15 protein-coding genes are annotated in these 14,239 nt (G+C 62.8%); 6 read left to right on the forward strand and 9 right to left on the reverse strand.

The features are described 5' to 3' along the window. Window positions 1–69: 69 nt before the first annotated feature. Entirely contained in the window at window positions 70–261 is a 192-nt protein-coding gene (locus ACE2AA_RS04780) for a hypothetical protein (protein WP_395371502.1), read from the forward strand. On the opposite strand, the gene bfr is transcribed toward ACE2AA_RS04780, so the two are convergent. After that, a complete protein-coding gene (gene bfr, locus ACE2AA_RS04785) occupies window positions 230–718 on the reverse strand; it encodes a bacterioferritin (RefSeq protein WP_141260098.1) in 489 nt (162 codons plus the stop codon). The two genes, ACE2AA_RS04780 and bfr, sit on opposite strands and share 32 nt — an antisense overlap. Before the next feature lie 158 nt (window positions 719–876). Between bfr and mtnK the strand changes: the two genes are divergently transcribed. After that, window positions 877–2,109, forward strand: a complete 1,233-nt coding sequence (gene mtnK / locus ACE2AA_RS04790; RefSeq protein WP_141260099.1) for an S-methyl-5-thioribose kinase — start codon at window positions 877–879, stop codon at window positions 2,107–2,109. Between the two features lie 120 nt (window positions 2,110–2,229). Here the strand turns inward: mtnK and ACE2AA_RS04795 are convergent, their stop codons facing one another. From ACE2AA_RS04795 to ACE2AA_RS04810, 4 genes are all read right to left on the reverse strand, one after another. Then, entirely contained in the window at window positions 2,230–3,888 is a 1,659-nt protein-coding gene (locus ACE2AA_RS04795) for an N-6 DNA methylase (RefSeq protein ID WP_395371505.1), read from the reverse strand. Between the two features lie 6 nt (window positions 3,889–3,894). Next, window positions 3,895–4,944: an AI-2E family transporter gene (locus ACE2AA_RS04800; protein ID WP_141260101.1), complete on the reverse strand. Its 1,050-nt coding sequence runs from the start codon at window positions 4,942–4,944 to the stop codon at window positions 3,895–3,897. Between the two features lie 165 nt (window positions 4,945–5,109). Beyond that, window positions 5,110–5,604, reverse strand: coding sequence for a GNAT family N-acetyltransferase (locus tag ACE2AA_RS04805; RefSeq protein ID WP_395371507.1), 495 nt, complete (start codon window positions 5,602–5,604; stop codon window positions 5,110–5,112). Between the two features lie 37 nt (window positions 5,605–5,641). After that, on the reverse strand, window positions 5,642–6,799 hold the full coding sequence (locus tag ACE2AA_RS04810) for a restriction endonuclease subunit S (protein ID WP_395371509.1): 1,158 nt from the start codon (window positions 6,797–6,799) through the stop codon (window positions 5,642–5,644). A gap of 218 nt (window positions 6,800–7,017) precedes the next feature. On the opposite strand from ACE2AA_RS04810, the gene ACE2AA_RS04815 reads away from it, so the two are divergent. Then, the gene (locus ACE2AA_RS04815; protein ID WP_395371511.1) at window positions 7,018–8,382 is read left to right on the forward strand and encodes an MATE family efflux transporter; all 1,365 of its coding nucleotides are present in this window, start codon (window positions 7,018–7,020) and stop codon (window positions 8,380–8,382) included. A gap of 115 nt (window positions 8,383–8,497) precedes the next feature. Here ACE2AA_RS04815 and ACE2AA_RS04820 read toward each other — a convergent pair whose 3' ends face one another. Further along, window positions 8,498–9,004, reverse strand: a complete 507-nt coding sequence (locus ACE2AA_RS04820) for a hypothetical protein (RefSeq protein ID WP_141260108.1) — start codon at window positions 9,002–9,004, stop codon at window positions 8,498–8,500. Between the two features lie 149 nt (window positions 9,005–9,153). On the opposite strand from ACE2AA_RS04820, the gene ACE2AA_RS04825 reads away from it, so the two are divergent. Next, a complete protein-coding gene (locus tag ACE2AA_RS04825) occupies window positions 9,154–9,480 on the forward strand; it encodes a superinfection immunity protein (RefSeq protein ID WP_141260109.1) in 327 nt (108 codons plus the stop codon). Window positions 9,481–9,677: 197 nt separating this feature from the next. On the opposite strand, the gene serA is transcribed toward ACE2AA_RS04825, so the two are convergent. The 3 genes from serA to ACE2AA_RS04840 all read right to left on the reverse strand — a co-directional run bounded on the left by serA (window position 9,678) and on the right by ACE2AA_RS04840 (window position 12,353). Continuing rightward, on the reverse strand, window positions 9,678–10,943 hold the full coding sequence (gene serA / locus ACE2AA_RS04830; RefSeq protein WP_141260110.1) for a phosphoglycerate dehydrogenase: 1,266 nt from the start codon (window positions 10,941–10,943) through the stop codon (window positions 9,678–9,680). Between the two features lie 91 nt (window positions 10,944–11,034). Then, window positions 11,035–11,850, reverse strand: a complete 816-nt coding sequence (locus ACE2AA_RS04835; protein ID WP_141299991.1) for an inositol monophosphatase family protein — start codon at window positions 11,848–11,850, stop codon at window positions 11,035–11,037. Then, the gene (locus tag ACE2AA_RS04840) at window positions 11,850–12,353 is read right to left on the reverse strand and encodes a cytochrome c family protein (RefSeq protein ID WP_141260112.1); all 504 of its coding nucleotides are present in this window, start codon (window positions 12,351–12,353) and stop codon (window positions 11,850–11,852) included. Before ACE2AA_RS04840 ends, ACE2AA_RS04835 begins: the two co-directional genes overlap by 1 nt. 138 nt (window positions 12,354–12,491) lie before the next feature. Here ACE2AA_RS04840 and ACE2AA_RS04845 point away from each other — a divergent pair, with 138 nt between their 5' ends. Both ACE2AA_RS04845 and ACE2AA_RS04850 read left to right on the forward strand, forming a co-directional pair. Continuing rightward, window positions 12,492–13,244 (forward strand): 3-deoxy-manno-octulosonate cytidylyltransferase, encoded by a 753-nt coding sequence (locus ACE2AA_RS04845; RefSeq protein WP_395371515.1) that lies wholly within the window; start codon window positions 12,492–12,494, stop codon window positions 13,242–13,244. Beyond that, window positions 13,241–14,086 (forward strand): prephenate dehydratase, encoded by an 846-nt coding sequence (locus ACE2AA_RS04850; RefSeq protein WP_141260114.1) that lies wholly within the window; start codon window positions 13,241–13,243, stop codon window positions 14,084–14,086. Before ACE2AA_RS04845 ends, ACE2AA_RS04850 begins: the two co-directional genes overlap by 4 nt. The last annotated feature ends 153 nt before the right edge of the window (window positions 14,087–14,239 follow it).

The raw sequence follows: 14,239 nt of genomic DNA on the forward strand, positions 1-14,239 counted from the left end.
GAGACATATCACGGGGAGCGCGCGACCCGGACGGTCGCGCATCACCGCATGATGACAGGATAACCCGCCATGCCATCACCCCGGCTATCCATGCGCCACGCCTGCATGTTCATGGAAAACGCGTTTCTTGAACTGCTGGACATCCTTGCGTGGCAGGAAGGGATGGCGCCACCGCCATCCGCCTGTCCCCGTGGGCTGGCGGGACCGTGTGGCGCCGGTCGGGAAATGGTCAGTCCTGATCGGGCGCAGGGGCGGAGTTGAGCTGGATATACTTCTCGATCCCCACCTGACGGATCAGGTCGAACTGACGGTCGAGGAAGTCCTCGTGCTCTTCCTCGTTGACCAGGATCTTGAGGAACAGGTCGCGGGAGACAAAATCGCGCACGCTTTCGCAATAGGCGATGCCTTCGCGCAGGTCGCCAATGGCCTTTTCTTCAAGCTTCAGGTCGCATTTGAGGATTTCCTCCACATCCTGCCCCACCAGGATCTGGTTGTAGCGCTGCACGTTGGGCAGGCCACCCAGATACAGGATGCGCTCGATCAGCCAGTCGGCGTGGCGCATTTCCTCGATCGATTCTTCATATTCCTTCTTGCCCAGCAGGGTAACGCCCCAGTGGCGCAGTGTGCGGGCGTGCAGGTAATACTGATTGATGGCCGTCAGCTCGTTCGTAAGCTGGGTGTTCAGGTGTTCGATCACCTTGGGATCCCTGACGGGCATGTGCGCGTTCCTCGTCCTGTTAATGTTTATCCATTCGGGTTACTGCGGTGCCTGCCCGTGCGCAATTATAAAAAAGCGTTGCATCACCGCCGACTGCGCGCAACCCTGCCACGCCCGAAACCTCCGCAGCACGCGGCGCATGGCATGAGGAGAGCCGCATGACCCAGACCCCCTACCACACGCTGGACGCGAACGGCATATGTGACCTGATCGCGGGCCTGCCGGACGTGGCCACGCGCCTTGGTGGTGCGCCCGCGCAGTGGCAGGTGCGTGAGGTCAGTGATGGCAACCTCAACAACGTCTTCCTGATCGCCGGGCCTGCAGGGGAAGTCTGCCTGAAGCAGTCCCTGCCGCATGTGCGCGTGGACCCGGCATGGAAAATGCCGCTGGACCGGACGTTTTTCGAAGCCGCATGGCTGCGCACGGTACTGCCGCTGGTGGGCGGCCTTACGACGGAATGCCTGTTTTTCGACCGGGACCTGTATGTCCTGATTGTCGAAAGCCTGTCGGGACATACCGTGCTGCGCACGGCACTGATGCAGGGCGTGGACTGGCCCGGGGTGGCGCCGCGCATAGGCACCTTCATCGCTCATGCCACGTTTGGCACATCGCTTCTGGCCCGCCCGTTCGAGGAGGTGTTCACCACGCGGCGCACCTTTGCCGCCAACCTGGCCCTGACGCGCATCACGCTGGACCTGGTGCTGGATGACCCATACCGCGACCACCCGCGCAACCACTGGCACGACCCGATCCTGACACCCATCGTGCTGGATATCCGTTCCAGTGCCGCGACACTGCTGGCGGTTGAAAACCTGCGCCGACGTTTCCTGTCACAGCCACAGGCGCTGCTGCATGGCGACCTGCATACCGGATCGATCATGAGCACGGCGGACGATACCCGCGTGATTGACGGGGAATTCGCAATATACGGCCCCATCGGGTTTGACTGCGGCATGTTCGTGGGCAATCTGGTGCTGCATTATTTCGCAACACCTGACCGGACGGCGCGCAAGGCCACGCTACGTGACATCGCGGCCTTCTGGGGCAGCTTCCATGACCAGTTCATGGGGTTATGGAAAGGAAACGAGGCCGCACCGCCGGGCACGCTGCACCCGCTGGCTTATGGCCCGGCGGCACACGTGGCCCAGCAGGCGTTCATGGATGAAGTCATGGGCGACACCATCGGTTTTGCGGGGATAGAGATCATCCGCCGCATCATCGGTTACGCCCACACGGCGGATTTCGACATGATAGCCGATCCGGAACAGCGCGCGACATGCCGGGCCGGGGCACTGTCCTTCGCCTATCACGTGCTGGATCACCTGAACGAGTTCCATACAATCAATGATTTCCTGTACTATCTTGATGAACAGGGACAGGTCGGCCTGTAGCCCGGCAATTCCATTACGTGGGGAAAAACAAGGCCACCATCGATCCCCATGACCCGTGCTGATCTGTCGATAAAAGTGTTTGGTGAAGCTTTCTTGAAAAAAAGCTTCACCAAAGGCCACTCATGGTTCTCCGTTGCCCCCGTCAGGCATGAGCGCCACAAGCCGCGCCATGGACTGGCACAGATCCCTCTCGATTTCCGCCAGCGGACGCGACGGGACGTCATGGCTGAAATACCGCGCGAAGGAAATGGCGCAGCCAGTGCCGGTGCGGGCCGTATCCAGTCGGGCAGCAGGATCATAAGGCTGGATCATCTGGCTGAACCATGCCTGCGGGTCATGTTCCATCCCCACGCGGAAGGTCGTGCGTGCGGGTACGCCATCACGCGCGGGCCGCGTCACCGTCAGGCTGCGGTACAGGAATTCCCGTCCCGGCAGGATACGCGAAAACGCCACCCGATGCATATCCACCGTCCCGTCCGGCGTGGGGGCGTCGTGCGCCAGCACCTGCCATGGTACCGATGCGGCATCCGCTCCATCACGCTGGATGATATCCATTGCCGTATCGACCATGCAGGCCTGTACGACTGCAGTAATCTGGGACTGCGTCATCTCGCGCCGTTTTTCCCCACTGCCGGAGGTGGCGCGTTGCCACAGGCCCGTGGCATCAACCAGCCGGATCATACCCCGCCGCGCAGCGGGCCTGTTGTTGTCCAGTATCCAGATATAGGTCGCGATACCGGTATTGACGAACATGTCCGTGGGCAGGGCAATGATCGTGTCAATCAGGCCACGTTCCACCAGATACCGGCGGATAGCGGATTCACCGGACTCCGCCCCACCACCAGACAGCGCCGCCCCATGCGTCACCACGCCAATGCGCGCCCCCCCCGCACGGCGGGCGCGCATATGTGCAACCAGATGCAGCATGAACAGCATGGACCCGTCCGACACACGTGGCAGGCCGGGGGCAAAACGCCCGACAGCCCCTTTGGCATGTTCAGCCTGTATCGTGTCCCGGATATGCCGCCAGTCCAGTCCGAAGGGCGGATTGGAAAGCATGCGGGCAAAACGGCGACCCGCATGCCCGTCCCGGGCCAGTGTATCACCACAGGCGATATGCTCCGGCACATGTCCACGCAACAGCATGTCCGCACGACACAGGGCGCAGGCACGGGAACTGATTTCCTGACCGAACAGATCAGCTGTCACTCCGCGCGCCAGCAGACGGTCTGCGGCCCGGCCCAGCAGCGCGCCCGTGCCCGCCGCCGGGTCATACAGCGCGTGGTGCGTGCCGGGACCATCAGGGGCGAACACAAGGTCTACCATAAGGTCCGTGACCTCCGGCGGGGTGAAATGCGCGCCCGTGCGCTGACTGGTGGCGAAGTAATGGACCAGTTCCTCAAACAGGCGTGCCATCGCCTCGGTGCCATACCGGGCGGGGGACAGGTCAAGGGCCGCAAAATGCGCCGCCATCATCCCCAGCATGCCTGCGCGCGTCAGGCGGCGGGCAAGGGACGGGACCTCCAGTTGCAATACAATTTCTCGCACGCTGGCAGGCAGGCGGGCAATCAGGCGGTCAAGGCAGTCCTGCGGCTCAGACGCGCGCGCCACCGCATCCAGCCAGCGCGCGGGGCGGACGCGCGCCAGTTCCAGCCGTCGCAGCATGGTGAACGCCAGTATGACCGGCCCGTATTCCACTGGTTCCATGCCACCGCGCAGCAGGTCGGCCACACGCCAGATGGCAGCAGCCGAAAGCAGCGGACGGGCAGTGTCAGCCACGTTTCCTTAACGCGCCTGTTCTTCCGCCGCCGCCGTGCGCCATAGCGACAGGGCGACCGCGATGACCGTCGGTCCCATGAACAGTCCCAGCAGCCCGAACATATGCAGTCCCCCCAGAATGGCCGTCAGAACCGCAAGAAAGGGGATGCTGGTGCTGCCACTGATCAGCTTGGGCCGGACAAAATGATCCCCCGCTCCATAGGCGATGGTACCAATGACTGCCACGATGATCGCCTGTGTAACGCCATTGGCCGCAAAGGTCATGAGCGTGGTGATGCAGAGCAGGATCGGCCCGCAGAAGGGGATAATGCTGACTACCGCCGTCAGCAGAGTCAGCAATGCGGGATGGGGCGTGCCTGCAATGAAATAGCCGACTCCCACCAGAACGCCCTGACCCAGGCCCACCAGCACCAGACCCGCGACCGTGCCGCGCACGGCACCCACGGTGTTGCGCATGACATCGCGCGTCCGGTCACCAAGGAAACGGCGGCCGACAGCGCGGATATCGGTCACCAGCGTGTGTGACGCGGCAAGGTAGAAATAGACCGACAGCGTGGCGATGACGAAGGTTTCCGTCATTTCCATCACCCGATGCGGCAGTTCGCGCCCATCGCCCGTGGCGAACATGCGCGAGGCTACACTGGTCCAGTGCCGCAGTTCATCGGGGTCAGACAGATAACGCTGCCACAGGGCCGACAGGCGCGGACCGATGCGCGGGATTTCCCCCACCTGTGGCGAGACGGGAATGCCATCATGCAGCGCCCCGCGCCCCCATGCCATGAGCGAGGGCAATTCCATCCCCGCCCGTACCGCCATGGCGATCATGGGCACCGCCAGCAGCGCGAAAATGCCTGCCGCGATCAGCCCTGCCGCAACCCGGTTGCCCATGCCACGCCCGACCAGCCGGTGATACAGTGGATAGGTCGTGATGCCAAGAATACCGCCCCAGACAAAGGCAAACAGGAACGACTGTTCGATCCACGCGGAAAACAGCAGGACCGCGCATACAAATATAAAGGTCCCGATATACTGGGTCCGGCTCCGGTTTTCATCCATATGGCGTAATCTGTTCCTGCTGTTTCCGATGATGCGGCGTAAATTTCAGGCACCGTAGCACACCCCGCGTGGCACGTGAGTGCGTGTTTTCCCGTTCCGCGCATTTTCATGATGGTCACACCGCACTGCACGCTAGCCCGGCTGCCTTAACAACTCCTGAATATTTCAGCGTCCATCCGGCGCCGACAGCAGCCTGCGCATGAAATAACGTGGAAAGAAAGGCGGTGGCCCATCAAGCTGCCCAAAGACCTCAAACCCCACCTTTTCATAAAAGGTGCGCGCCTGAAATGCATAGGTATCAAGCCACATATGGGCGCAGCCCCGCCTGCGTGCCTCCCGTTCGGCCATATCAATCAACCTGCGCCCCATGCCGCGCCCGCGCAGATGGGGGGAGACCGCCAACATGTCGATATGCATCTCCCCCCAGCGTGACTGCGCCACCAGTCCGCCGCGGATCGTGCCCGTGACCCGGTCCCGGATCACGATGACAAGGTCATGGTTGTCGATATAGCCCACCATGCCACGTGTGAAATCACGCAGGATGGCCAGCACCGCGTCCTCATCCGCCCGGGTGGGGCGGGGCAGGATGGTGATGTCCACATCCACGTCCATGTCGGCTGCCGCCGGTACGCGGGCACTGCATTCGCCTGTTGTATTCATTTCGATCTTCCCCGTCGCGCCGTGCGATCAGCCACACTTACGCTCCATGCCCGTTGACGCAGGCCAGCCGCAGGGCAGGGCGATATTCACGCAGCACGGCACGTAGCTGACCGCGGGCATACGCCTGCCGCGCCTGCCGGTCCAGCACGTCCCATACCTTTTGCGCCACCGCGCGCTGCCGTTCCAACGGGGGCAGGCATAACTCAAGTGAGGCAAGGGTCACGGTGTCCACTTCGGGAAACACGCTGCCCCCCGCGCGCCGCCGCAGTTCCGGGGCTGCCACGCGCAGCAGCAGGGCGGCATAGCGCAGGTCCACATCCTGTCCGCGCGGCACAAGGGCCTTGCATCCCTGGCTTACGGCAGCAGGTACCGTTGTCATGCCAACACGCCCCACCGGCGCGCGGGTGGAAACAACCAGCGCGCCCGCATCCACCCGCGTGGCCCGACATGCCGCAAGACCTGCGATGGACAGGCCGCGCGCGCCATGCCCCACCCATGCAGGCGGCCCGACGGGCAGGTCTGCCGGGGTCAGCCACGCCACGTCATCCCCCCAACAGGCCGCGTTGCCCGTGGCGGGTGTGCCGCCGCCTACAATGTCAAACACGCTGCCCACGGGCCGCATTGCCCCACGGGCGGGCACCGGCCCGGGCCACGGCGCGCCATCGGACAGGACCGCGTGATGAATGATTGCCTGCGCGTATTCATCCGCGGCCGTCGCCTGTGCGTCCAGTTCACGCAACTGCCGGTCAAGACGGTCCATGTGATGGTCAGTCAGCCGGGCGATCACGTGCTGGCGCCGCAACGGCGGGCAGGGTATGGGCAGGCTGTTCATGCGCGTGCGGGTCAGCTTGGGGCGGGTCGCGCCCTCCACATACGTACCAAAGGACACGGTATTGAGTGCATGCGCCATGAAACGGCCATCCATGCCCATGCGTGGCCGCAGTACATGCACATGGTTGCCTGCCCATAACGGACCATTATGAAAAAACGCGACATCACGCATGGGATCAAAAAAGGGGGCGCTGTCTTCCCCCAGCAGGACAAGCGGACCGTCAAACAGCGCCCCGTCAACATATCCCGCAACCCCACTGGCCCCATGATAGGGAACACGTCCGGGCCTGCGGGCACGCTGCGCGCGATTAAGCGGCACGCGACGAGCGTCAAGACAGTCCACCAGCACTCCAAGTGGGACCATGGGCCAGCATGGTGCCTGCGTCACGACCACCATCCCCTGAAATCAGCCATTTTGCGCTACCAGCCCGCACCCCATGTGGCACGGGTGGCGTGAAAAGTGGCGCGTGTCAATCAGAGCCGACATATGCTGGCGACATGTAAAGGAATGATATAAAAAGCCCCGACAGATACCATACGGCAGACATGGCCATGCCCGACCATGGCTGACAGCAGGGTTGCATGACGCGTCCAACACAAGCCTTCGGGGTGGAATTCCGCTCCATTCTTGCCATTGCGGGGCCGATGGGCCTGTCACAGTTTGTGCAGATGCTGATGGGTGCGACAGATGACGTGCTTCTGGGCGGGCTTGGGGCGTCGGCGCTGGCGGTCGGGGGGCTTGCGACCGGCACGTTCTTCACGCTCAACGCCATCCTTGCCGCCATGATCGAAGCAGGCGGCATCCTGCTGGCGCAGGCCCGGGGGCGGCAGGACCATGCCAGCCTGGGCACCATCATGACCTCCATGCTGGCGGTGGCGCTGGCGCTGTGCGTGCCCGAACTGTTCTGCCTGTGGCATGTGGACCGGCTGCTGGCATGGATGCATGAACCCGATAGCCTGCGCGCGCCCGTCATCCATTTCGTGCGTATGCTGATGTGGGCCGTGCCACCCGCACTGCTGGGACAGGGTATCCTGACCACGGCGCTGCCGGTCATGGGGGCGCAGGGAATCCTCATGCGCGTCATGCCCTGCATCACGGTGGTCAACGGGATGCTGAACGCGACACTCATCCATGGGTGGTTCGGCCTGCCCGCGCTGGGCCTGTACGGATCGGCCACCGCCACGGTCATTACATTATGGTGCATGCCGTTCATCATGCTGGCGTTTGTGATCCGCCGACCCGAACTGCGCGCGGCACTGCGTCCGCGCGGGCATGAATGGGGACCGACACTCGCCCTGCTGCGCACGGGCCTGCCCATGATGGCAGCCGCCATGGCGGAGGTCACGCTGTTTCAGGCCAACAGCCTGGAGGCCGCCCGGATGGGCAACAGCGCGCTGGCGGCGTTCCAGATCATGCTGGGCATGGGGGTGCAGTGTTTCGTGGTGTACATGGCGCTGGGACAGGCATGCAACATCCGCGTAGGATACTGGACCGGACGGGCCGACCCCGTGATGATGCGACGCACCGCATGGGCAAGCATGGCGCTGGGTATTGCCGTCGCATGCGTCATGACATTGATACTGACGCTGGGACGGCATGCCATCATCAGCCTCTACCTGGATGTCACCCTGCCGGAAAACGCACAGGCGGTCAGCCTTGCGATGGGACTGCTGCTGGTGGGGGCTGCGTTCCAGATCCCCGATGCGGCACAGGTCATCGCCACCGGTATCCTGCGCGGGCAGGGCGATACCGCAATCCCCATGGTACTGGCCGTTCTCGGTTACTGGGGCATCGGGTTTCCCTGTGGGGTTTATCTGGCCTTCCACCACGGCATGGGGCCATCGGGGCTGTGGTGCGGTAACGGAATCGGGCTGGTGGCGGTGTTCGCACTGCTGGGCGCGCGCATCCTGTGGCGGATGCGTCCGCATGGCGCGATATCAAACTGAGAAAAAGTCATAAAAGTTTTTTGGGTGCCGCCTTTTTTCAAAAAGACAGCGTTTCCTGAAGCTCTTTGAAAAAAGCTTCATCAAAAACTTCTTTATGATTTACAGGATTCCACCGCTACAGCCGCTTGTGCATTTCATCACGGATGGAATTACACTTCTTGGTAAATACGCCTGCCTGAGACGCGGTCATGAAGTTGATGAGAAACGCCCCCAGCAGCGAACAGAAAGACAGGATGATCAGCACCCGTCCCATCAGCGATATGATCCCGCCATAATGTTCGGCCGAGTACCACAGCAGCCCGAGACTGAGCACTGCGCCGAATACCCCCAGCACGCCGGTGGAACGGATAAGGGATTCCTCTTCACGAATGAAGGTGGAGGATTCCTGCCATAACAGGAACAGTTTGCGGTCCATTTCCTGCACTGCGGCGGCATAGTCCTCCGCGTCATCAGGGTGCTGGTGGTCAGTGCCACTGCGGTGCAGTTCCAGTTCCTGCCGGGCCTTGGCAAAGACGCGCCTGCGTTCCTTGATGGCGGGCAGGCTGATATCGACAAAGCTGAGGATGGCGACATTGAGACCCGCTGAAAGCTGGATCACCGCCTGGAAATCACCCCAGATCACAGGTTGTCCCCCTTGGGGCACACATGACTGCGCACTGTAAAAAAACCCTGACAAGTTGGATACGGGCCGACACGTTCATGCTGCTGCCAATGCCCGGCGCGCGATATGGTATGGCGGCACGCCTGCATTCAGGATTAGCATGAAGCGCGATGAATATCCATGTTCCCTCCACTTATGAGATCTACCGTGGCTGGCAATCCATTCAGGGGACCGGGCTGGAAATCGGCTCGGCTGTCCTCCTTGCCGTTGTACTGGGGGCGGCTTCCGGCATGGTGGTGTTCCTGCTACCGACCTTTATTGCCTGTCGGCGCAAGGTCCATAACGCGGCGGTGGTGGCCGTGGTGAACTGTGCCACCGGCATGACCGGGGTGGGCTGGGTGATCGCGCTGCTCATGGCCTGCGTGATGGAAACGGACACCCAACGTCATGCCCGGCTGCGCCGTAGCGAACCGGCAACCTTCCTGAACGTGCCCTGACACTTAAAAATAAAAAGGTTTTGGGCACCGCCTTTTTTGAAAAAGGCTTCACCAAAAACGTCTTTTCAATTTGCAGAATGCCTCAAAGACAGGCTTTCCCAATGCTCGCTCAGTAAAAGCCCGGACGGCCAGACATAAAAAAGGGGCACGCCCAATCGGCATGCCCCCGTTCCGTATATACAATCAGGCCGTGCGCATTACTGCTGCTTGTACAGCAGGCGCGCGCGCAGGGTTCCCTTGAGCGCACGAAGGCGGTCAAGGATGCGGTTATCTTTTTCCACATCGCGGCCGGTATCCGCTTCCACCACGACGTAACCCAGTTCACCCGCCGTCTGCAGGTACTGCGCGGTGACGTTGCAGGATTCGGAAGAAAATATCTCGTTGATCTGTAGCATGATGCCCGGCACGTTGCGGTGCACATGCATGAAGCGCGTGCCATGCGGGTTTTCCGGCAGTTGCACGGTGGGGAAGTTGACAGCCCCCAGGGTGGAGCCGACATCTGAGTATTCCACCAGCTTGCGCGCCACTTCCACGCCGATGCGCTCCTGCGCTTCCGCCGTGGATCCGCCGATATGTGGCGTCAGGATCACATTGTCCAGACCGCGCAGCGGGGTCTGGAATTCCTCGCCAGCCGCCTTCGGCTCCTTGGGGAACACGTCAATCGCAGCACCCAGCAGGTGACCGTCCTTCAGGGCTGCGGCCAGCGCATCAAGGTCCACCACGTTGCCACGGGCGTTGTTGATCAGGAACGAACCCTTCTTCATTGCACGGATCTGGGCTTCGCCAATCATGCCCGCCGTTTCCGGGGTCTGGGGCACGTGCAGGCTGACCACGTCGCTCTGCGCCAGCAGGTTTTCCAGCGTATCGACCGGCGTTGCGTTGCCGTGCACCAGCTTGTCGATCACGTCGTAATAGAACACGCGCATGCCGAAGGCTTCCGCCAGAACGGACAGCTGCGACCCGATGGAGCCATACCCAACGATACCCAGCGTCTTGCCGCGCACTTCCCAGCTGTTGGTGGCGGATTTCTTCCAGATACCGGCATTACATTCCTCCGACTTGGGAAAAATGCGGCGCATCAGCATCACGATCTCGCCCATGACCAGCTCTGCGACGGAACGCGTGTTGCTATATGGTGCGTTAAAGACCGGGATACCGCCTTCACGCGCGGCACTCAGGTCCACCTGGTTGGTGCCGATACAGAAGCAGCCGATGGCGATCAGACGATCTGCCTTCTCGATCACTTCGCGCGTCAGCTGCGTGCGCGAACGGATGCCAACGATATGCACGCCTTCCAGTGCCTTCTGCAGGGCCTCCCCCTCCAGCGCCGTTTTCAGGCGGGTTACGTTTTCGTATCCGTTGTCCTTCAGCAGCTTTACGGCACTGTCATGAATGCCTTCAAGCAGGAGGATACGGATCTTGTCCTTGGGAAGGGAAAGATGTCCGTTGGATTGGCTGGTCATGTCGCGTGCTCCCGCTTCTGTACGGTCAAGATGGGTCCGTCCCTATCCGATTGGCCGTGCCCCCGCTAGGGGGAAAGATGATTTGGCGCCGTTACTTTATGGCAATGGAAGGCGACAGCAGCCGCGTCACATGGGACAGCAGGCCGCCATCCCCCACCGCCAGGACCGTGCCGTCCCCATCGGCGCGCAACGGCTGCCCCGCCCAGTCGGTCATGCGCCCGCCGGCCCCTTCCACCACTGGCACAAGGGCGGCCCAGTCCCATATCTTCATGGTACATTCGGCAATAATGTCGATCTGCCCCAGCGCCAGCAGGCCATAGGCGTAACAGTCCCCACCCCAGCTTGTGCGCTTGGCCGCAGTAGCCAGCGCGTCAAAACCGGGCCGGTGGGGGGCATCAAGGATTTCGGGCGCAGTACACGACAGTTCCGCCCGCCCCACATCAGCGCAGGCCCGTGTGGCCGGCGTGCCGGGCAGGGTGGAGACATACCGCGTGGCCTCGCCACGCAGGCCGATCCACCGCTCTCCCGTCACGGGCTGGTCGATTATGCCCAGAACCGGGACATTGTCGTGCAGCAGGGCAATCAGCGTGCCAAAGGTCGGCCGTCCGGTCAGGAAGGCGCGCGTGCCATCCACCGGGTCGATGACCCAGCGATACGGGCTGTCAGCCCCTTCCAGCCCGAATTCCTCTCCCATCACGCCAAAACCGGGCAGGCGTTCGGACAGCACGGCCCGAATCGCGCGTTCGGCCGTACGGTCGGCTATGGTGACGGGGCTGGCGTCATTCTTGTCATCCGCAAGCACGCCCCGGCGGAAGAAAGGCAGCACCACGCTGCGCGCCACGTCGGCTGCGGCCTGTGCCGCCTCCAGCACCTTATCGCGCGGGAACCCGGCGGGCAGGGTGGTCATCAGGGTGTCTCCGGCTTGAGGGAGTTGAGGTAGGCGATCACGTCCGCGCGCTCGGTTTCAGATGCGATACCCGGAAACGACATCTTGGTGCCCGATGCGTATTCCGCGGGAGATTTCAGCCATGCGGACAGGGTAGTGTTGGTCCACGTCTCGTCCTTGTGCGCCTTCAGCGCGTCCGAGAATTCGTAACCCGGAATGTCACCCACATGCGTGCCAGCCACGCCAAACAGGCCCGGCCCGATAATGGCAGGTCCCTGCGGCGCCATGCTGTGGCACATCGCGCACTGCCGGTCGGCTATGGCATGGCCCTTTTCCACGCTGGCCTTTGCCACCAGATCATCAATGGATGCACCCGCGGGGGCCACCGGGTGGGGAATGGCCACGCCGGGCTTTGCCGGGGCCTGTTCAGGCACGGCGGTGCGGGCGACACCCCAGCTGGCCCCGACAGCAAGTGCGGCACAGAGGCAGGCGGCCCCGATCTGGTTAAGGCGTACACTGTCCATGAAATCGGGCGTCCTTCCCATACGGTTGCATGAAAACCGCTCCTTACCTAGACTGCCGCGCGCCCTGTGTGAAGCATGCACGGCAGCGGACGGCCCCCGCCGCCGCGACAGATTACGGATGGCCCAGACCCAGATCCTATGAATCCCATTGTCCTGATTCCGGCCCGGATGGCCTCGACCCGGCTGCCGGGCAAACCGCTTGCCGATATTGCCGGTCGTCCCATGATCGTCCATGTGCTGGACCGCGCGCGTGCCGCAGGTGTCGGCCCCGTGGCCGTCGCCACGGCGGAGCATGAAATTGCCGATGTGGTGGAACGCGCGGGCGGCACGGCGGTCCTGACCGATCCCGCGCTTCCATCCGGGTCCGACCGCATATGGCAGGCCCTGCAGCAACTGGACCCCCAGGGGCTGCATGATACCGTCATCAACCTGCAGGGCGACCTGCCTGGCGTTGATCCCGAAAACCTGCGTGACGTGCTGCGCCCGCTGGCCGATGCGGCCACTGACATCGCAACCCTTGTCGCCCCCGTGCACGATCAGGCGGAAGCCGCGGCGCAATCCGTGGTCAAGGTCGCCTGTGCCTTCGGGCAGGGTGCGCAGGTGGCGCGCGCGCTGTATTTCTCCCGCCTGCCCATACCGTGGGGGGAAGGGCCGCTGTGGCACCATATCGGCATTTACGCCTATCGCCGCACGGCGCTGGCCCGTTTTGTCTGCCTGCCCGAAAGCGGGCTGGAAAAACGTGAGAAGCTGGAGCAGCTCCGCGCGCTGGAAGCCGGCATGACCATGGGGTGCGCGCGGATCGCCACCGCACCCTTTGGCGTTGATACGCCCGCCGACCTTGAACGTGCGCGGACGGTACTGAAAGCCGCAGCACCGGGGACCGGAGCATGAACGGGGAGCGCATCATCGCCTTTCAGGGCCGACCCGGCGCATATTCTGACCTTGCATGCCGACAGGCGAAGCCCGGCTGGACCACGCTGCCATGCCAGACATTCGCCCAGACCATCGCCGCCGTACATGACGGTCAGGCCGAACTGGCCATGCTGGCGTGTGAAAACAGCCTGGCGGGCCGCGTGCCCGACATCCATGCGCTGTTGCCACAAGCGGGGCTGTTCATTGTGGGGGAACACTTCCAGCGTGTGGAACACTGCCTGCTGGGCATACCCGGCAGCACGCTGGCCGATGCCCGCCGTGTACATACCCACCCCGTCGCCATGGCGCAGGTGCGCGGCATCATTACCGAACTGGGGCTGGATCCGGTGGTGGAATTCGACACCGCCGGAGCGGCCGAAATGGTGCGTGACTGGGGACGCAGGGAAGATGTGGCCGTGGCCTCCGCCCTTGCGGCCGAACTCAACGGGCTTGAGATCCTGCGCCGCAATGTGGAAGACGCCACCCACAACACCACGCGCTTCTATATCGCGTCACGCAGGCCCCAGATCCTGCCGCCGCCCGGACCGGATTTCATGACCACGCTGCTGTTCCGCGTCAACAACCAGCCCGGCGCGCTGTACAAGGCGCTGGGTGGTCTCGCCACGGCGGGCGTAAACATGACGCGGCTGGAAAGCTATATGCTGGAAGGGTCGTTTTCAGCCACGCAGTTCCTGATGGACGTGGAAGGTCACCCCGACGCCCCGCCACTGGCGCGCGCCTTGGACGAACTTTCGTTCTTTTCGGAACAGCAGGAGATCCTGGGCGTCTATCCCGCGTCGCCCTTCCGGCGAAAACCCTGATGGGGCGGGCATGGCGGGCATGTTTTGCCCCCCGTGCCATTGTCTATATAACGGTATCGTCCGCCCCATGCCCCGGGGCTGGCCACAGGAAACAACGTGCCGGAACCACCGGCGCATGCACAGCCACGACACAGGATCCAGGTGGAAACAACC

It is taken from the genome of Komagataeibacter diospyri (assembly GCF_043995075.1).
GTDB classification, from domain to species: domain Bacteria; phylum Pseudomonadota; class Alphaproteobacteria; order Acetobacterales; family Acetobacteraceae; genus Komagataeibacter; species Komagataeibacter diospyri.

Excerpts from the sequence above, each read along its gene's own strand:
- ACE2AA_RS04780 (WP_395371502.1), top strand. The coding sequence starts at position 70 with ATGCCATCACCCCGGCTATCCATGCGCCACGCCTGCATGTTCATGGAA.
- mtnK (WP_141260099.1), top strand. The coding sequence starts at position 877 with ATGACCCAGACCCCCTACCACACGCTGGACGCGAACGGCATATGTGAC.
- bfr (WP_141260098.1), bottom strand. The coding sequence starts at position 718 with ATGCCCGTCAGGGATCCCAAGGTGATCGAACACCTGAACACCCAGCTT.
- ACE2AA_RS04815 (WP_395371511.1), top strand. The coding sequence starts at position 7,018 with ATGACGCGTCCAACACAAGCCTTCGGGGTGGAATTCCGCTCCATTCTT.
- ACE2AA_RS04850 (WP_141260114.1), top strand. The coding sequence starts at position 13,241 with ATGAACGGGGAGCGCATCATCGCCTTTCAGGGCCGACCCGGCGCATAT.
- serA (WP_141260110.1), bottom strand. The coding sequence starts at position 10,943 with ATGACCAGCCAATCCAACGGACATCTTTCCCTTCCCAAGGACAAGATC.
- ACE2AA_RS04805 (WP_395371507.1), bottom strand. The coding sequence starts at position 5,604 with ATGAATACAACAGGCGAATGCAGTGCCCGCGTACCGGCGGCAGCCGAC.
- ACE2AA_RS04845 (WP_395371515.1), top strand. The coding sequence starts at position 12,492 with ATGAATCCCATTGTCCTGATTCCGGCCCGGATGGCCTCGACCCGGCTG.
- ACE2AA_RS04810 (WP_395371509.1), bottom strand. The coding sequence starts at position 6,799 with ATGGTCCCACTTGGAGTGCTGGTGGACTGTCTTGACGCTCGTCGCGTG.
- ACE2AA_RS04800 (WP_141260101.1), bottom strand. The coding sequence starts at position 4,944 with ATGGATGAAAACCGGAGCCGGACCCAGTATATCGGGACCTTTATATTT.
- ACE2AA_RS04825 (WP_141260109.1), top strand. The coding sequence starts at position 9,154 with ATGAATATCCATGTTCCCTCCACTTATGAGATCTACCGTGGCTGGCAA.
- ACE2AA_RS04835 (WP_141299991.1), bottom strand. The coding sequence starts at position 11,850 with ATGACCACCCTGCCCGCCGGGTTCCCGCGCGATAAGGTGCTGGAGGCG.
- ACE2AA_RS04840 (WP_141260112.1), bottom strand. The coding sequence starts at position 12,353 with ATGGACAGTGTACGCCTTAACCAGATCGGGGCCGCCTGCCTCTGTGCC.